This is a genomic window from Pantoea sp. PvP021 (assembly GCF_054056055.1).
This window is the reverse complement of sequence record NZ_JBSRXX010000006.1, coordinates 185206-202680: the sequence shown is the minus strand read 5'-3', so window position 1 is coordinate 202680 and position 17475 is coordinate 185206. Positions and strand designations below refer to the sequence as shown.

Sequence of the window (17475 nt, the reverse complement as noted above, 5' to 3'; positions counted from 1 at the left end):
AATCCCAGAGGCTACTCAGAGCGGGCTGTGCAACACCCGCCTGCTGCGGTCGCGAATCAAACCTGCGCGATCCAGTAACCAGAAAAGTAATTTAGCCATGCCCAGACAGGCAGCAAAAATGATGCAGAAAAACACCACGCGTGAACCGAACGCATCAAGGCCTTCGCGTGCCAGCACGATCATGTTAAAGACCGCGCCAAAACAGAAGCTTTGCAGGATGGCGCCGGTGTAACGGTTGGTCTCAAGACAGCCACGCTGATAGATTGCATCAAAGGCTTTTATAATCATCCCTACCGCGACCGCACCGATCGGAATCGCCCAGACGCCGCCCATCACCACCAGCGACCCTATCAGCGTGGGTGAAATCGCCAGGCCAGAATGGTTGTTCAGCACTTCCCAGGTGAAGTAGTTAGCACTGTTTAACACTGCCAGCGGCCGATCCGGCCAGAGCCAGGTCGGAATGAAAACGTAGAAATCACGCCACAGCGGTGCCAGCCCCTGAAACTCAATTCTGGCGTAGTTATCCAGCAGCAAGGCGAGATTCTCCCACGGCGAGAAGGTATCACGCGTCAGATACAGAAAGGTATAGAACGCTTCATCGCCCATAACGTCGAGGTTATAGCGGCGCAGTGCCAGCCAGAACATTCCTGCAATCGCCAGCACGCCCGCCGTTGCCAGCATCCACAAAGTGATCCAGCCACGGGTAATCCCGATAAACAGGAACAGGGCAAACGCAATAATGATATTGGCGCGGGTACCGCCCACCAGCGCGTAGGTCAGTAAACCAAAGGCAACGGTCACCACCAGGAACAGCAGCCAGTTGCGGCGCGTCGGGCTCAAAAAGTAGGGGATCAGCATCGCCGGAATAAAGAAATAGAAGAAGCGCTTAAGCGCTACACCCGACACTTCACTGGAGAAAATCTGGTTATAGGCGGTCAGGCGGAACAGCAGAAAACCGTTATGAATGAAGAACACCGTCACGGTACCCAGCGCCACCAGCGCCAGGATCACGCAGGTCAGATGGGTTTCGACGCGATTCATCTGCAGCCAGGGCTTCGCCGGAGACGCGCTGGCGGGTTTCAGCCGCACTTTATAGCTGACGTAATAAATGGCGTAAAACGCCGTGGCCGACAGCAGCGCCTCCAGCAGGTTCTCAACCGGCACCACTTCAACATTAAAGCGAAACACCAGCACGGAGGTCAGCGGGAAGCCGAAGTAAAAGGTCAGTAAGAACAGCAGCGTGAAGAACAGATGAAAGTTAAAACGGACGCGCTTAAACTCCCGCCAGGTCAGGGTCAGAATAAAAACCAGCGACAGCAGATAGACCACCAGCAGGCCGCCAAACTGCATAAGACTCATGACAACTCCCCTTCGCTGAGCTGTAACGCGGCTCGCCAGCCCGCCAGATAACCCGGCGCAAAAAAGGCGATAGCCTGTTTATCACAGCTTATCAGCTGACGACGTGCCTCGGCGATCACCGCAGGCGACAGCGTATCTTCGCTGAACAATACCGGAAGCTGCTGCTCTGCCACATCACGCCAGAATGGATTTTTGCGGGTCAGGACAAACGGCACGTTGGCCTGAATCAGCAGGCAGAGTGTTCCCACCCCTTGCTGACGTTCAAACATAAAATAGCCGACATGGCAGCGCGCCAGCAGGGCTAAGTAATCATCAAACGCCAGGTTTTCACGCATCAGATTCACCTGCCCGTTCGGGAACAGCGCATCGGCAGCGGCCTTAATCTGGCTGATATAAGCCTCATTACCTGGCGGATAGCCCAAAGGGACCTCGATACGCACCTGCTCGCCAAACTGCGCGTGAATCGCTTTTAAGCCTTCGATGTGTCGGTTACTCGGATCGCCCGAGTTGCCCAGCAACAGCGTAAAAGGCTCCGACGGGACAGATTCAACGGCTGCGGCGGGCATTCTGGTGGGAAAATAGAGCAGTGAACCGGGTACGCGCCGATGGCGCTGCTGGTAGTGATGCAGGTCGCCCCGGGTCGCAAAAACCTGTGCAACCCGCCCCTGCGCTATCCGGCGGACCAGATAGAACAGGCGGAACTTCAGGCTGCGCGAATCTTCATAAAGATCGGCGCCCCAGACGTGCCAGAAGAGCTGTGAACGACGCAGCTTACCGCTGAGTAACGCCAGCCAGATCCACGGGTTAAACTGTCCGTGGCAGAAAAAACGCTGCTGACGATTTCTGGCGCGCTGCAGTACCGCCTGCGCCAGCGCTTTCTTGCTGGTAAAGCACTCGATCTGCAACGCACTGAACGGCGTCAGGCTCTCGGGCTGCTGCGTCACCACCATAAAATGGCGTTGCGCAGCCGCAGGCTGCTCAACGCTGAGTACGTCGTTGAAAAAGCGCAGCACCGTAAGATTGTGGTGGGGAATGTCCGATCCCAAAACGTGAATTAAAGTCATTTTTTCCGGCAGTAAACAATAAAAGCGCCACAACACAGGGCAAAGTAAGCCATATAGGTAAACATATAGGCCTGCGCCGCACCCGCCGCGCCATGTAACGGGATCAACCAGCGTGAAAACAGGGTCAGCAACAGGAACTGGCTGATCTCAGTCAGAACATAAAAGCGCAGCGAGGCTTTGGCGATAACCAGATATCCGAAAACATAGGCGCCGACCTTAAAAACATCGCCGCACAGCTGCCAGACAAAGAGATCGCGCATCCCGCGAAACGCTTCAGAGAACAGCAGGCTGATGGCGAAATCGCGCAGTACCCAGACACCCAGGCTGGCAACCGCTACGGCGGGCAGGACAAAGCGCAGTGCACGGCCAATCTCGCGCGCGATGTCGCGTTTGTTATCCAGCCGCGCCAGCGTCGGCAGCAGCCAGACGCTAAACGTCGCGGTAATAAATTGCAGATAGGCATCGGAAATGCTGGTGACGCCCTGCCACAATCCGACCTGTGCCCAGCCCTGCTGCTCCGCCAGCAGATTACGCATCAGCACCCAGGCGACCGGCAGGGTCACGGCGGTGATCAGCGCCATCAGCGTATATTTTGCCAGATTACGGGCCAGCTCAGGATGCCATTGCGGTCGCAGCCAGCTAAGCGGCAGCGGCGCACGGCGTTTCAGCATCAGGAGTGCAGGCAGCAGCAGCAAAGCCGGCACCAGCGCCAGACCCGTCAGCGCGCCCTGATAGCCGCCCAGCCACCAGCAGAGCAGATAGCCCGCCACGCCAATCAGGCTGCCGAGAATCAGCGCCAGCGCATTACCGCGCGCGTCGCGATAGCCCTTCAGCAGCGCCAGGGTAAAGTTGGCCCAGGCGATGCCGAGCTGAAGAAAGGCCACCACGCGGATGACGCCCTGATAGCGGTCGTGACCAAACAGCGCGATGCTGATGGGTGCCGCCGCCAGCAGAAACAGCAGCGCCAGCACACCGGAAAAGCCCAGTACCATGGTTGATGCCGTGCCCACCATCGCCCGCAATTGCTCGGGCTGCTGCTGATACTGCGCCACATAGGTGGTGACGCCATTAAAGATGCCTGCGCCCGCCAGCACACCCAGCACGGTGATCAACTGACGGAAGTTCCCCGCCTGGCCGACACCCTCGGGTCCGAAGCTGACCGCCAGCAGTTTGACGACCAGCAGGCCGGCCACAATTTTTACCAGCGTGGACGATGCGGTCCACACTGAGGCTCTGGCTAATGACATCAGGAAAAGAAGCTCAGCAGTGAGCTGATAACCGTGCTCTGATTATTATCCGACAGGTTATAAAACAGCGGCAGACGCAGCAGGCGTTCACTTTCCCGCGTGGTAAAGCGATCGTCGCCGACAAACTGCGAGAACCGCTCACCGGCGGGCGAGCTGTGCAGCGGAATATAGTGAAACACCGTCAGTATCTCGGCTTCTTTCATCCAGTTTATCAGCGCCTGACGATCGTCCTGATCGCGCAGTTTGATATAGAACATGTGCGCATTGTGTTCACAGCTGGCGGGGATCACCGGCAGGCTGATGCGTCCCTGAGCCGCCAGCGGCTGCAGCGCATCGTAATAACGCTGCCAGATGCGTAACCGCTGCTGGTTGATACGTTCAGCGGCTTCCAGCTGCGCCCAGAGATAGGCTGCCTGCAGATCGGCCATCAGATAGCTCGATCCCATATCGCGCCAGGTGTATTTATCGACCTGACCCCGGAAGAACTGACTGCGGTTGGTGCCTTTTTCCCGCACGATCTCGGCGCGCTCGACCAGGCTGGCGTCGTTAATGAGCGTCGCGCCACCTTCGCCGCCAGCGGTGTAGTTCTTGGTTTCGTGGAAACTGAAGCAGCCAATATGACCGATGGTGCCGAGCGCACGACCTTTGTAGCGTGACATCACGCCCTGCGCCGCATCTTCAATCACAAACAGCTTATGCTTTGCCGCCAGCGCCATAATGGTGTCCATTTCACAGGCCACGCCTGCGTAATGCACCGGCACAATGGCGCGGGTTTTTTCAGTGATGGCCGCTTCGATCAGCGTTTCATCAATGTTCATGGTGTCCGGGCGCACATCGACAAACACAATGCGGGCGCCGCGCAGCACAAAGGCGTTGGCGGTAGAGACAAAGGTGTAGCTCGGCATAATCACTTCATCGCCGGGCTGCAGATCGATTAACAGCGCCGCCATCTCCAGCGAAGCGGTACAGGAGGGGGTCAGCAGCACTTTTTTGCTGCCAAACCGCTGCTCCATCCACTGCTGACAGCGACGGGTAAATCCACCATCGCCGCACAGCTTGCCGCTGTTCATCGCCGACTGCATATACTCAATTTCTGTGCCCACAATCGGGGGCGCATTAAATGGAATCATGACCTTTCCTGTAAAACCAGTACGCGGTGCTGTCGAGCCGGGCACCGCTGCGTAAATAGAGGCGCATCGCCGTGAGATTGCTGAGCTGGGTAGCAACCCGAAGCTGAGCCAGCTGTCGTACCCGCGCCCAGTCTGCCGCCGCCAGCATCAGTCGCTGACCCAGCCCCTGGCCCTGCGCGTCGGGCAGTACGCCCAGCAGGCCAATGCGGGCGTCGCCATCCACCGCGCGCAGCGAAACAAATCCCTGCAGCTGACCCGCGGCATCGCTTGCCACCAGACACTGATCGTCAAACGCCCCGCGTACCGCATTTTCAATCCACTGCGCATAGAAGCGTCCGCTGGCGTCCGGCGCATACCAGGGCGCGCGAAAACGACTCTGGCTGAAGAGCTGTGAGGCAGCATCGCGCAGTAGCGGGATCTGGGCTTCGCGCGCAATGCGAATTCCCGCCTGCCGTTCAGTCTGTTTCACCGCCAGCGTCAGATCTGCTTCGCCTTCTGCCAGCCGGAACTGATGCTGCTGCAGCGTATCAATCAGTGCCGTCTCGCTGGCAGCGACTTTTATCTGCATCAGCGCACAGGGATGACGCAGCGCCTGTTCCAGCGGAATGTCACCTTGCGGCTCCAGCCGCACGGTATCAACACCGAAGAATGCGCTCTCCCAGCTAAGGGGATTAATATTGACGTGGACGGGCATGTAATAAATCCAGCAGGTATTGGCCGTAGCCGGTTTTTGTCAGCGCTTCACCCGCGGCCCGCAACTGGTCATCACTCAGCCAGCTGTTACGCCAGGCACCCACACATGTAAGCCGTTTATACGGTAAAGCGCACCAGTGCAGAACCGATAAACCCGGCACCGCACGTGATCAGAAAACGCCTCATCGCCACACACCTTTGGTGTCGACAATCCAGTTCTGCTGAACGCTGGCGCCATCAATGGCGCGGAAGGCGCGGTGATCGACCAGCATCACCAGAATATCGGCCTGTTCCAGCGCCTGCCCGGCAGAGACCAGCACGGCTTTGTCGGCCAGTGCGTCAGCAAGCTGCTCAATATGGGGTTCAACCACCCAGGTGGTGCCGCTGTGCCACTCTGCAATTTTCTGTGCCACGCCCACCGCCGGGCTTTCGCGCAGGTCGTCAATATTGGGTTTAAAGGCCAGGCCAAAGCAGGCGATGGTGATATCGCTGGCGCGCTTGCCGGTCTGTGTCAGGCAGTCCGCCAGCGCGGTTTTCACCTGGTCCAGCACCCACTGCGGCTTGGCGTCATTGACCTCGCGCGCGGTGCGGATCAGGCGGGCTAATTCAGGATTCTGCGCCACGATGAACCAGGGATCGACGGCGATACAGTGACCGCCGACGCCTGGGCCCGGCTGCAGAATGTTGACGCGCGGATGGCGATTCGCCAGCGCAATCAGCTCCCAGACGTTAATCCCCTGATCGGCACAAATCAGCGACAGCTCATTGGCAAAGGCGATATTCACGTCACGGAAGCTGTTTTCTGTCAGCTTACACATCTCGGCGGTTCGGGCGTTGGTTTCAACGCATTCGCCTTTTAAAAACAGCCGATAAAGCTCGCTGGCGCGGGCGGAACAGGCTGGCGTCATGCCGCCAATCACCCGGTCGTTGTTAATCAACTCAACCATCACCTGACCAGGCAGCACGCGCTCCGGACAGTAGGCCACAAAAATATCGGGCGTATCACCGTGCTGAGGAAAGCGCAGGTCGGGACGCGCCGCCGCCAGCCAGTCGGCCATCTGTTCGGTGCTGCCCACCGGTGAGGTCGACTCCAGAATCACCAGGTCGCCCTTTTTCAGTACCGGCGCAATCGACTCCGCCGCGGCTTTCACAAAGCGCAGATCGGGCTGATGCTCATCTTTAAAAGGGGTCGGTACGGCGATAAGAAAAGCGTCGGCGGCTTCCGGCTGCGTGGTGGCGCGCAGATCGCCACGCGTAACGGCCGCATGCACCACCTGATCTAAATCGGGTTCCACGATATGGATCGCGCCACGATTAATGGTTTCAACGGCGCGCGCGTTGATATCCACGCCCACCACTTTTTTTCCCTTTGAGGCAAAAACGGCTGCCGTCGGCAGCCCAATGTATCCCAGTCCAATCACGGAGATGGTTTCAAAACTCATAATTCGGCTCGGTTATCTTTTAAGGCTTGTAAAATACGACCACAGGCTTTGCCATCGCCATACGGATTATGGGCGTGGCTCATCGCCTGCCAGGCAGCGTCGTCAGTCAGCAAGCTGCTGACCTCCGCCACGATTCGGGCGATATCGGTCCCCACCAGTTTGACGGTGCCGGCGTCGACCGCTTCAGGCCGCTCGGTGGTGTCACGCATCACCAGCACCGGTTTACCCAGCGAAGGCGCTTCCTCCTGAATGCCACCGGAGTCAGTGAGGATGAGCCAGGCGCGGTTCATCAGCCAGACAAAAGGCAGATACTCCTGCGGTTCAATCAGAATGATATTCTCAATGCCGCTGAGAATCCGGTTTACCGGCTCGCTGACATTGGGATTAAGGTGCACCGGATAGACAATCTGCGCCTCGGGATGCTGGCGGGCAATCTGCGCCAGCGCGCTGCAGATACGTTCAAAGCCGCCACCAAAGCTTTCGCGACGATGTCCGGTGACCAGCACCAGTTTCTTATCCGGGTCGAGAAACGGATAGCGCGCCGCCAGTTGTGCATTCAGATTGCTGTCATCCAGCACCCTGTCGCGAACCCACAGCAGCGCATCAATGACCGTATTGCCGGTCACGATAATGCGCGCATCGGGCAGATTTTCCTGCAACAGATTCTGACGCGATCGGGAGGTGGGGGTGAAATGCAGATGGGCAAGATGACCGGTAAGTTTACGGTTACCCTCTTCCGGCCATGGCGAGGCGAGATCGCCGGTACGCAGACCGGCCTCCACATGCCCGACCGGAATCTGATGATAAAATGCCGCCAGGCTCGCCGCCAGTGTGGTGGTGGTGTCACCATGCACCAGCACGATGTCCGGTTTGAAGTCGAGCAGGACGGTTTTCATGCCCTCTAAAATGCGGCAGGTGATCTCGGTCAGCCCCTGCTCGGGACGCATAATATTGAGATCATAGTCCGGCTGCAGCTTGAACAGGCGCAGCACCTGATCGAGCATTTCGCGATGCTGTGCGGTGACGCACAGTCGCGATTCGAAAGCGGGATCCTGCGCCAGCGCCTGAACCAGCGGTGCCATTTTGATCGCTTCGGGACGAGTACCAAATACCGTCAGAACTTTCACACTGTTTCTCTCACTCATGCGTGTCTGACATCAGACGCGGACGACGTGCCAGCGCCACTCCCGCGCCTGTTAATGCCCCAATGGCACCCCACATAATCATCATGAACAGACGTCGCGGACTGTCACGTGATACCGGCTCTTCCGGCGTACGCAGATAACGGTAGGTCTGGAACTGGCTGTTCAGTTTTGGCCCGGTCTGCAGCGTGGTCAGCATTGCTCTGTTCTGATCATAGCTGATATCAAACTCCGGACCGGTAGCGCGCAGCGTATCCAGCTGTCCCTGTAAAACGGGCTGGCCCAGCAGGAACAGGTCGCTGTCTGCCAGATTTTCACCCGCTTCACGCGTCTGTTTCTCATTGATGCCCTGCTGGCTGGCGATCTTCAGCGCCTGTTCCAGCCGATGCTGCTGGCGCTGAAACACCGCATTAGCCACATCTTCCTGACGTTTCACCTGCGCCTGCAACTGGTCGGTACGCGCCCGCCAGGCACCTTTTAGCTCATCATTCAGATGACGCGCGGCGCGCTCACTGGCATAGGCGATGTACTGACGCAGCAGATTATTGGCGTCGCCTGCGGTTTCCGCTTTCAGTTTGACGTTATCGGGCAGGTTATGTGCCGCGTCAGCGGGCGTGAACAGGATATTGCCGATCATATCGTCGAGCAGCGCGGCATCATTATGCGCATTGCCGGTTTTACGACTCTTGTAATAATCCGTTTGCTGCCAGAACTCACGACGCGTATCCCAGGAGGCGAGTTGCATGGTGAACTCCTGATAAACCTGATCCATCACCGTAGGTGAAGGTGCGGCCAGGGTTAAGGCGTTGTTGCGCGCATCCAGATTGGTCAGAAATTGCTGCTGTGCATAGTAAGAACCCAGCATGTTCACCGTCGGACGATCGGTGATCGCCGTGGTGCTCCAGACCTGTTTCAGCAGCAGCGTGGCCAGCCAGGCGACCAGAGCAAACAGCAGCGCCAGCCCGATAATCCAGCGCTTGCCACGCCATAAACGGCAGCAAAAGCTGCGAATATCCAGTTCGTTGTCCACAACGTCAGAAGGCATGGCAGAGGTATCCTTTATCAGCTCTTTTCAGGGTAATTTGTTTTTTGCTTCGCGATGATGGCTCAGACGGCGCTTAATGCGGCGGACACGTCGCGCCACGCGCCACGCATGTTTGAGGCAGTAGCCGTAAACCATAAACGCGCCCAGGAATAGCAGCAGCATCACCCACTCCGGGATAAATGCCAGATATTCGCCCAGCACACCGATACCGGCGAGAATGGCCGCCGCAACGGTAATCAGTACAAAGGCCTGACGGGAGGTAAAGCCGGCACGCATAATCAGATGATGGATGTGCTGACGGTCAGCCGAGAACGGACTCATGCCTTTACGCAGGCGACGATACATAATCGCCACCATATCCATCAGAGGAATGGCAATAAGCCACAGTGCGGTAACGGGTGTAATGGGATGGCTCAGACCCTGCGTCGTTTCCAGCAGAATCCAGATAATGGTGAACCCGATCATGGTGCTGCCGGCATCGCCCATAAAAACTTTGAAGCGACGGCCAAGGAAGCCGAGGTTAAGCAGGATATAGGGCAGCGTGGCGGCAATCATCGCAAAACACCACATCGCGAGGCTGGTCTGGCCGTCGAAGTAGAGGATGATCCCCATGGCGGCAAAAGTGACCGAGGAGAGCCCGCCCAGCAGACCATCGATCCCATCCACCATATTAAAGGCGTTGATCGCGGCCCAGACGGCAAACAGCGTCAGCACATAGCCGAACGGCCCCACGATAAGCTCGAACGGGCCGACGATAAAGCCCAGGCTAAGCAGATAGAGTTTTGCGCCAAACATCATCACCAGTGCGACAATCGCCTGCACCACCGCGCGGATCTTGACGCTGATATCGAAACGGTCATCCAGTGCGCCAACCAGCACCAGAACACCGGCGCAGCCCAGATAGAGCAGCGCGTGAGGCAGATAGTAGTTGGTAATGGCAAACGTAAAGCAGATACCTGCGAACACAGAAATGCCGCCCACCAACGGAATCGCGCCATGATGGCGTTTACGTGAGTTAGGCTTATCAACTAAACCAATTTTTTTAGCTGCTTTTCGAGCAAAAAAGAGGAAAGCCAGGGAAAAGAGAAAAATTAAACCAAGCTCAGTACTCATAGTGAGTAAATTCACGTTAAACGCTCTCAGCTAACATCCCGCACAACAATACGCGAAAAAACGCGCCTATCGCTGTGTCGGATTCCGAATTCTGCATAAAGAGACAGACGAACGGTCAAAAGTTCGCCATCGCTACCACAGTCATTATAAATGCTCCTGCCAGTGTTCAATCCTATAGCTCACAAATGAAAAACGCCACGTTGAGACGTGGCGTGAGGTCGATTTTCTGCGCATCTGGACTAAAAAAGCCGAATCTGTGGTTCGGCCAGGCAGTATCGGATTAAGAACGCTTCATCATATCGAAGAATTCATCATTAGTTTTGGTCATCGCCAGCTTGTTGATGAGGAATTCCATTGCGTCGATTTCGCCCATCGGGTGAATAATCTTACGCAGGATCCACATCTTCTGCAGCTCTTCCTGAGAGGTGAGCAGCTCTTCTTTACGCGTACCAGAGCGGTTGTAATCAATCGCCGGGAAGACGCGTTTTTCAGCGATTTTACGGGCGAGATGCAGTTCCATGTTACCGGTACCTTTAAACTCTTCGTAAATCACTTCATCCATCTTCGAACCGGTATCAACCAGCGCAGTCGCGATGATGGTCAGGCTGCCGCCCTCTTCCACGTTACGTGCAGCACCAAAGAAACGCTTTGGACGATGCAGGGCGTTGGCATCCACACCACCGGTCAGGACTTTACCTGAAGCAGGAACCACGGTGTTGTAAGCACGTGCCAGACGTGTAATGGAGTCGAGCAGGATGATGACATCTTTTTTGTGCTCAACCAGACGCTTGGCCTTTTCAATCACCATTTCAGCAACCTGAACGTGGCGTGAAGCTGGCTCATCGAAGGTTGAGGCGATAACTTCACCTTTCACCAGACGCTGCATCTCGGTGACTTCTTCCGGGCGCTCATCGATCAGCAGTACCATCAGGGTACAGTCCGGATAGTTGTGCGCCAGGCTCTGCGCGATGTTCTGCAGCAGCATGGTTTTACCGGCTTTCGGTGGTGCAACAATCAGACCACGCTGGCCACGACCAATTGGCGATGCCAGATCCAGTACGCGAGCGGTTAAATCTTCCGTTGAGCCATTACCCCGCTCCATACGCAGACGTTTATTTGCGTGCAGCGGCGTGAGGTTTTCGAACAGAATCTTATTACGCGCATTTTCCGGCTTGTCGTAGTTAACTTCGTTAACTTTCAGCAGCGCAAAATAACGTTCACCCTCTTTCGGTGGACGGATTTTGCCAGAGATGGTGTCACCAGTGCGGAGGTTGAAGCGGCGGATTTGACTAGGGGAAACGTAGATATCATCAGGGCCGGCGAGGTAGGAGCTGTCTCCGGAACGGAGGAATCCAAATCCATCCTGAAGGATCTCCAGCACGCCATCACCGAAGATGTCTTCGCCGCTTTTCGCGTGCTGCTTCAGGATTGAAAAGATAATGTCCTGCTTGCGCATACGAGCCTGGTTTTCCAGTCCCATATTTTCGCCGAGAGTAACCAGCTCAGCAACCGGCGTATTCTTTAATTCGGTAAGATTCATAGTGATGGGTTCTTAAACTCGGGGTAATACTCGGAATGTTTGTCGTGAATGGTATGGCAACTAATCCATGCCGTTAATGGCTCTTTTCGGCTCTTCCTGACGATCATCGTATGGAATGGCGATCGGTATGCAGGGAGATGTCCGAATGTGATGCCAGAGTTGGAGCTAACCGTAAGATTGCTGAACCGTTCTATCTTTATAAGGTACAGGGCGACAGGGTTCAACAAGGGAAAACTTTTAGATGCTAACTACAAGGTAAGTTCGTAATGCAGTGCTGGTAAATTAGCACGCCTGAAAGCGAACGTCCAGCAGCAGGAGATAAATTCACCACTGCCGGACATTCAGCCCTGAATTACGCCAGATTGGCGTTCAGGAACTCTTTCAGCTGGCCTTTAGACAGCGCGCCCACTTTGGTCGCGGCGACTTCGCCATTTTTAAACAGCAGCAGCGTCGGGATACCACGAATGCCATACTTCGGTGCCGTGCCTGGGTTATCATCAATATTCAGCTTAGCGATGGTCAGCTTGCCATCATACTCTTCTGCAACTTCATCAAGGATTGGCGCGATCATTTTGCAAGGACCGCACCATTCAGCCCAGAAATCTACCAGTGTAACGCCGTCGGCTTTCAGCACGTCGGTGTCGAAACTGTCATCAGTCAGATGAACGATTTTATCGCTGCTCATGTTTTACTCCACAAGATTATGCCTGGCGAATTGGCGTAAAATATACCAATGTTGGTTGACTTTATTTCATCGGATACGCTTTCGTAAAGCGATAGTAAGCTGATATTCTACCACACTATGAGCAAAACACACTTAACTGAACAGAAGTTTTCCGACTTCGCCCTGCACCCAAAAGTGGTGGAAGCCCTTGATACTAAAGGCTTTCAATACTGCACGCCGATTCAGGCGTTAGCTCTGCCTTTTACGCTTTCAGGGCGTGATGTTGCAGGCCAGGCGCAAACCGGTACCGGCAAAACGATGGCGTTTCTGACGTCAACGTTTCATCATCTTCTCTCTCATCCTGCGGCGGAAGGTCGTCAGGTTAACCAGCCACGGGCATTAATTCTTGCGCCGACGCGTGAACTTGCTGTGCAGATTCATGCAGATGCAGAACCCCTTACCGCCTCAACCGGCCTGAAACTGGGTCTCGCCTATGGCGGAGACGGTTATGACAAACAGCTTAAAGTGCTGGAGCAGGGCGTTGATATTCTGGTGGCTACCACCGGTCGCCTGATCGACTACGCGAAACAGAATCACGTCAACCTCGGTGCTATTCAGGTCATGGTGCTGGACGAAGCCGATCGCATGTTTGATCTCGGCTTTATTAAAGATATTCGCTGGCTGTTCCGTCGCATGCCGCCGGCGACTCAGCGTCTGAGCATGCTGTTCTCGGCGACCCTCTCCTACCGCGTCCGTGAACTGGCGTTTGAGCACATGAACAGTGCTGAATATGTGGAAGTGGAACCGGAACAGAAAACCGGCCATCGCATTCAGGAAGAGCTTTTCTATCCGTCTAACGAAGAGAAAATGCGCCTGTTGCAGACCCTGCTGGAAGAAGAGTGGCCCGATCGCGCCATTATTTTCGCCAACACCAAGCACCGCTGTGAAGATATCTGGGGCCACCTGGCTGCCGATGGACATCGTGTCGGCCTGCTGACCGGCGACGTTGCTCAGAAGAAGCGCCTGCGCATTCTGGATGACTTCACCAAAGGTGATGTGGATATTCTGGTCGCCACTGACGTGGCTGCTCGCGGTCTGCACATCCCGGCTGTTACCCACGTCTTTAACTACGATCTGCCAGACGACTGTGAAGATTACGTTCACCGTATTGGCCGTACCGGTCGTGCAGGCGCCAGCGGTCATTCAATCAGCCTGGCCTGTGAAGAATACGCGCTGAATCTGCCTTCAATTGAAGAGTACATCGGCCACAGCATCCCGGTCAGCAAGTACAGCAGCGAAGCGTTGTTAACGGATTTACCACCGCCTAAGCGTCTGCAACGCAGCCGTTCCGGCAATGGCCCACGTCGCGGAGGGAATAACGCCAATCGTCGCGGTGCTCCACGCAACAACAACCGTAAACGTTCAGGTTAAGGCCACCATGCTAAGCGCATCGTCACTTTATGCAGCGATTGATTTAGGGTCTAACAGCTTTCATATGTTGGTGGTGCGCGAGGTCTCTGGCAGTATCCAGACCGTTGCAAAAATTAAGCGCAAGGTTCGCCTTGCTGCCGGTCTGGATAAAAATAACCTGTTGTCAGCCGACGCGATGTCGCGAGGCTGGCAATGCCTCAGACTGTTCTCTGAACAACTGCAGGATATTCCCCCCGATCAGATTCGCGTGGTGGCGACCGCCACGCTGCGTCTGGCTGCCAATGCGCAGACCTTCCTCGACACCGCCCAACAGATCCTTGGCTGTACCATCAACGTCATCAGCGGTGAAGAAGAGGCGCGCCTGATTTATCAGGGCGTGGCCCACACCACCGGCGGTTCCGACCAGCGTTTAGTGGTCGATATCGGCGGCGGCAGCACCGAGCTGGCTACCGGCGATGGTTCGCACGCGTCGGTGTTGTTCAGTCTGTCGATGGGCTGTGTGACGTGGCTGGAGCGCTTCTTCAGCGATCGTCATCTGGCAAAAGAGAACTTTGACCAGGCCGAGCTGGCGGCGCGTGAAATGATCCAGCCCATTGCAGCGCAACTGCGTGAGCAGGGCTGGCAGGCCTGCGTTGGTGCCTCTGGCACGGTTCAGGCGCTGCAGGAGATCATGGTGGCGCAGGGCATGGATGAGCGCATCACGCTGAATAAGCTGCAGCAACTGAAGCAGCGCGCCATTCAGTGCGGCAAACTGGAAGAGCTGGAAATCGAAGGGCTGACGCTGGAGCGGGCGCTGGTGTTTCCCAGCGGCCTGTCGATTCTGATCGCCATCTTCCAGGAGCTCAGTATCGATAGCATGACGCTGGCGGGCGGCGCACTGCGTGAAGGACTGGTCTACGGCATGCTGCATCTGCCCATTGACCGGGATATCCGAACCCGTACGCTGCATAACGTCCAGCGCCGTTTCAGCATTGATGTCGAGCAGGCGGATCGCGTGCGTCAGCTGGCGGAGAGCTTTTTCCGTCAGGTTTCCACGTTGTGGAAGCTGGATCAGCGCTGTCGTGAGTTGCTGCTCAGCGCCTGCGCGATCCACGAAATCGGCCTGAGCGTTGACTTCCGTCATGCGCCGCAGCATGCGGCGTATCTGGTGCGTCACCTCGATCTTCCTGGTTTCACACCGGCACAGAAGAAGCTACTGGCCTGTTTACTGCAAAACCAGAGCGGCAGCATCGATCTGGCTTTGCTGACTCAGCAGAACGCCCTGCCGCCGCGGCTGGCGGAACGGATGTGCCGTCTGCTGCGGCTGGCGATTATTTTCTCCACCCGCCGTCGCGATGACACCCTGCCTGCGGTGCGGCTACAGGCAGACGATGATGCCCTGTATCTGACCCTGCCCGCGGGCTGGCTGGAGGCCCATCCGTTGCGCAGTGAGCTGCTGGAGCAGGAAAGCCATTATCAGTCTTACGTCCACTGGTTATTAACCCTGTCTTAATTGCCGTCGCGTGAGGCGAATCTCCTTCGCCTCCTGCACTGGTTTAACTCTTTTTCGCCTTATCCAGCATCGCTCTCAGACCGGCCACCCGGCTCTGACCAGTTTTCATCCGCTCCTCCGCACTGACCACTTTGCGCTCGGTCTCCCATTGCAGATCGTCCTGCGGCAGTTCCAGCAGAAAACGGCTCGGCTCCGGCCGGATTAATTCGCCATATTGCCGGCGTTCGCGACACAGGGTAAAGGTCAGCTCTTTCTGCGCCCGTGTGATCCCCACGTAGGCCAGGCGACGCTCCTCTTCGATATTATTCTCATCGATGCTGCTCTGATGCGGTAACAGCCCCTCCTCCATGCCCACCAGGAACACATAGGGGAACTCCAGCCCTTTGGAGGCGTGCAGCGTCATCAGCTGCACCTGATCCAGCTCTTCATCGCTTTCACCGCGCTCCATCATGTCGCGCAGGGTAAAGCGCGTCACCACCTGCGCCAGCGTCATCGGCTCATCGATATCGCTGCCCTCCAGCATTTCGGTCATCCACTGAAACAGCGTGTTGACGTTCTTCATCCGCATCTCTGCGGCTTTCGGACTGCCGGAGGTTTCGAACAGCCAGCTTTCGTAGTCGATGCCGCGAATCAAATCACGCACTGCGTTTACCGGCTCACGTTCGGTCAGCTGGATAATCTCATTCAGCCAGTGGGTGAAGCGCTGCAGATGCTCCAGACCACGGCCACTCAGCGTCTGCCCCAGACCGACATCAAAACTGGCGTTAAACAGGCTCTTGCTGCGCAGGTTGGCCCACTCACCGAGCTTCTGCAGCGTGGCCGGGCCAATCTCACGGCGCGGCGTATTGACGATGCGCAGAAACGCGCTGTCATCCTCAGGATTGGTCAGCACGCGCAGATAGGCGAGCAGATCTTTGATCTCGGGCCGTGAGAAGAACGAAGTACCGCCAGAGATGCGATAAGGGATGCGGTTCTGCATCAGAAACTTTTCAAAGGTCCGGGACTGATGGTTACCACGATAAAGAATCGCGTAATCTTTGTACTGCGTCCGGTTGATAAAGTGATGCGCGATGAGCTCGCCGGTGACCCGCTCCGCTTCATGCTCTTCGCTGTTGGCAGTGAGCACCTTCAGCTCGCTGCCCTGCCCCAGCTCCGAAAAGAGCCGCTTCTCAAAGACGTGCGGGTTATTGGCAATCAGGATATTTGCCGCTTTCAGTATGCGCTGCGAAGAGCGGTAGTTCTGCTCCAGCTTCACCACCTCCAGCGCCGGGAAATCCTGATTCAGCAGCACCAGATTCTGCGGGCGTGCGCCGCGCCAGGAGTAGATAGACTGATCATCATCGCCCACCACCGTGAAGCGCGCCCGAGCGCCCACCAGCAGCTTAACCAGTTCATACTGGCTGGTGTTGGTATCCTGATACTCATCCACCAGCAGATAGCGGATACGCTGCTGCCAGCGTTCACGCACCTCCTGATTACGCTGCAGCAGCAGCGTCGGCAGCAGAATCAAATCGTCGAAATCGAGCACGTTGCACGACTTAAGATGCTGGCTGTAGAGGGCGTAGCAGTGAGCAAAAATATTATCCTGCTGTGATCGCGCCAGCGCGGCGGCGCCCTGCGGATCGATCAGATCATTTTTCCAGTTCGAGATGGTGGAGATGAGCTGCTGTAGCAGCGTCTTATCCTCTTCCAGCCACTCTTTTGTCAGCTCTTTCAGCAGGGCGAGCTGATCCTGATCGTCGAACAGCGAGAAGTTTGACTTCATGCCCAGCGCCGCGGTTTCGCGTTTGATGATCTCCAGCCCCAGCGTATGGAAGGTGGAGATGAGCAGACCGCGCGCCTCTTTGCGGCCCAGCGTCTGCGCCACACGCTCTTTCATTTCGCGCGAGGCTTTATTGGTAAAGGTCACCGCGGCGATGTGGCGCGCCTGATAGCCGCATTCACGGATCAGATGGGCGATTTTATTGGTAATCACGCGGGTTTTGCCCGATCCCGCGCCCGCCAGCACCAGACAGGGACCGGTAACAAATTCGACGGCACGTTGTTGGCTGGGGTTTAAACGCATAGGAGAAATCGCCTGATTGAATCAAAAGAAAGGGGTTTATACTGGGCG

The 17475-nt window shown here is 56.3% G+C and carries 14 protein-coding genes and 1 pseudogene; 2 read left to right on the top strand and 13 right to left on the bottom strand.

Features of this window, described 5'->3' with window-relative positions:
- Window positions 1-15: 15 nt before the first annotated feature.
- The 12 genes and pseudogenes from wzyE to trxA all read right to left on the bottom strand — a co-directional run bounded on the left by wzyE (window position 16) and on the right by trxA (window position 12460).
- Window positions 16-1359: an ECA oligosaccharide polymerase gene (gene wzyE, locus ACVKSX_RS16835; protein ID WP_033767575.1), complete on the bottom strand. Its 1344-nt coding sequence runs from the start codon at window positions 1357-1359 to the stop codon at window positions 16-18.
- A complete protein-coding gene (locus ACVKSX_RS16830; RefSeq protein WP_163640828.1) occupies window positions 1356-2423 on the bottom strand; it encodes a TDP-N-acetylfucosamine:lipid II N-acetylfucosaminyltransferase in 1068 nt (355 codons plus the stop codon). Before ACVKSX_RS16830 ends, wzyE begins: the two co-directional genes overlap by 4 nt.
- The gene (gene wzxE, locus ACVKSX_RS16825) at window positions 2420-3670 is read right to left on the bottom strand and encodes a lipid III flippase WzxE (RefSeq protein WP_033780852.1); all 1251 of its coding nucleotides are present in this window, start codon (window positions 3668-3670) and stop codon (window positions 2420-2422) included. The genes ACVKSX_RS16830 and wzxE overlap by 4 nt, the downstream gene beginning before the upstream one ends.
- On the bottom strand, window positions 3670-4800 hold the full coding sequence (gene rffA / locus ACVKSX_RS16820; RefSeq protein WP_010671668.1) for a dTDP-4-amino-4,6-dideoxygalactose transaminase: 1131 nt from the start codon (window positions 4798-4800) through the stop codon (window positions 3670-3672). Before rffA ends, wzxE begins: the two co-directional genes overlap by 1 nt.
- Complete coding sequence (rffC, locus tag ACVKSX_RS16815) at window positions 4787-5494, bottom strand: dTDP-4-amino-4,6-dideoxy-D-galactose acyltransferase (RefSeq protein WP_187505912.1); 708 nt, start codon at window positions 5492-5494, stop codon at window positions 4787-4789. Before rffC ends, rffA begins: the two co-directional genes overlap by 14 nt.
- Window positions 5472-5591: pseudogene (locus ACVKSX_RS16810) on the bottom strand (glucose-1-phosphate thymidylyltransferase 2 RmlA2); the annotation flags it as partial. The pseudogene ACVKSX_RS16810 and the gene rffC, both read right to left, overlap by 23 nt.
- An 84-nt stretch (window positions 5592-5675) precedes the next feature.
- Window positions 5676-6935, bottom strand: a complete 1260-nt coding sequence (wecC, locus tag ACVKSX_RS16805; protein ID WP_010257361.1) for a UDP-N-acetyl-D-mannosamine dehydrogenase — start codon at window positions 6933-6935, stop codon at window positions 5676-5678.
- Complete coding sequence (gene wecB / locus ACVKSX_RS16800; protein WP_010257363.1) at window positions 6932-8062, bottom strand: non-hydrolyzing UDP-N-acetylglucosamine 2-epimerase; 1131 nt, start codon at window positions 8060-8062, stop codon at window positions 6932-6934. The genes wecC and wecB overlap by 4 nt, the downstream gene beginning before the upstream one ends.
- Before the next feature lie 10 nt (window positions 8063-8072).
- A complete protein-coding gene (gene wzzE / locus ACVKSX_RS16795; RefSeq protein ID WP_192073330.1) occupies window positions 8073-9122 on the bottom strand; it encodes an ECA polysaccharide chain length modulation protein in 1050 nt (349 codons plus the stop codon).
- 27 nt (window positions 9123-9149) lie between these two features.
- Window positions 9150-10235 carry a UDP-N-acetylglucosamine--undecaprenyl-phosphate N-acetylglucosaminephosphotransferase gene (gene wecA / locus ACVKSX_RS16790; RefSeq protein WP_022624853.1) on the bottom strand — a complete coding sequence of 362 codons (1086 nt, stop codon included), beginning with the start codon at window positions 10233-10235 and terminating at the stop codon, window positions 9150-9152.
- A gap of 280 nt (window positions 10236-10515) precedes the next feature.
- Complete coding sequence (rho, locus tag ACVKSX_RS16785; RefSeq protein ID WP_010257369.1) at window positions 10516-11775, bottom strand: transcription termination factor Rho; 1260 nt, start codon at window positions 11773-11775, stop codon at window positions 10516-10518.
- Between the two features lie 352 nt (window positions 11776-12127).
- Complete coding sequence (gene trxA, locus ACVKSX_RS16780) at window positions 12128-12460, bottom strand: thioredoxin TrxA (RefSeq protein WP_003851963.1); 333 nt, start codon at window positions 12458-12460, stop codon at window positions 12128-12130.
- 117 nt (window positions 12461-12577) lie between these two features.
- Between trxA and rhlB the strand changes: the two genes are divergently transcribed.
- On the top strand, window positions 12578-13870 hold the full coding sequence (rhlB, locus tag ACVKSX_RS16775) for an ATP-dependent RNA helicase RhlB (protein ID WP_022624852.1): 1293 nt from the start codon (window positions 12578-12580) through the stop codon (window positions 13868-13870).
- Between the two features lie 7 nt (window positions 13871-13877).
- A complete protein-coding gene (gene gppA, locus ACVKSX_RS16770) occupies window positions 13878-15362 on the top strand; it encodes a guanosine-5'-triphosphate,3'-diphosphate diphosphatase (RefSeq protein ID WP_354439223.1) in 1485 nt (494 codons plus the stop codon).
- A gap of 43 nt (window positions 15363-15405) precedes the next feature.
- Here the strand turns inward: gppA and rep are convergent, their stop codons facing one another.
- Window positions 15406-17427: a DNA helicase Rep gene (gene rep, locus ACVKSX_RS16765; protein ID WP_010257384.1), complete on the bottom strand. Its 2022-nt coding sequence runs from the start codon at window positions 17425-17427 to the stop codon at window positions 15406-15408.
- Window positions 17428-17475: the final 48 nt, after the last annotated feature.

Excerpts from the sequence above, each read along its gene's own strand:
- wzyE (WP_033767575.1), bottom strand. The coding sequence starts at position 1,359 with ATGAGTCTTATGCAGTTTGGCGGCCTGCTGGTGGTCTATCTGCTGTCG.
- ACVKSX_RS16830 (WP_163640828.1), bottom strand. The coding sequence starts at position 2,423 with ATGACTTTAATTCACGTTTTGGGATCGGACATTCCCCACCACAATCTT.
- wzxE (WP_033780852.1), bottom strand. The coding sequence starts at position 3,670 with ATGTCATTAGCCAGAGCCTCAGTGTGGACCGCATCGTCCACGCTGGTA.
- rffA (WP_010671668.1), bottom strand. The coding sequence starts at position 4,800 with ATGATTCCATTTAATGCGCCCCCGATTGTGGGCACAGAAATTGAGTAT.
- rffC (WP_187505912.1), bottom strand. The coding sequence starts at position 5,494 with ATGCCCGTCCACGTCAATATTAATCCCCTTAGCTGGGAGAGCGCATTC.
- wecC (WP_010257361.1), bottom strand. The coding sequence starts at position 6,935 with ATGAGTTTTGAAACCATCTCCGTGATTGGACTGGGATACATTGGGCTG.
- wzzE (WP_192073330.1), bottom strand. The coding sequence starts at position 9,122 with ATGCCTTCTGACGTTGTGGACAACGAACTGGATATTCGCAGCTTTTGC.
- wecA (WP_022624853.1), bottom strand. The coding sequence starts at position 10,235 with ATGAGTACTGAGCTTGGTTTAATTTTTCTCTTTTCCCTGGCTTTCCTC.
- rho (WP_010257369.1), bottom strand. The coding sequence starts at position 11,775 with ATGAATCTTACCGAATTAAAGAATACGCCGGTTGCTGAGCTGGTTACT.
- trxA (WP_003851963.1), bottom strand. The coding sequence starts at position 12,460 with ATGAGCAGCGATAAAATCGTTCATCTGACTGATGACAGTTTCGACACC.
- rhlB (WP_022624852.1), top strand. The coding sequence starts at position 12,578 with ATGAGCAAAACACACTTAACTGAACAGAAGTTTTCCGACTTCGCCCTG.
- gppA (WP_354439223.1), top strand. The coding sequence starts at position 13,878 with ATGCTAAGCGCATCGTCACTTTATGCAGCGATTGATTTAGGGTCTAAC.
- rep (WP_010257384.1), bottom strand. The coding sequence starts at position 17,427 with ATGCGTTTAAACCCCAGCCAACAACGTGCCGTCGAATTTGTTACCGGT.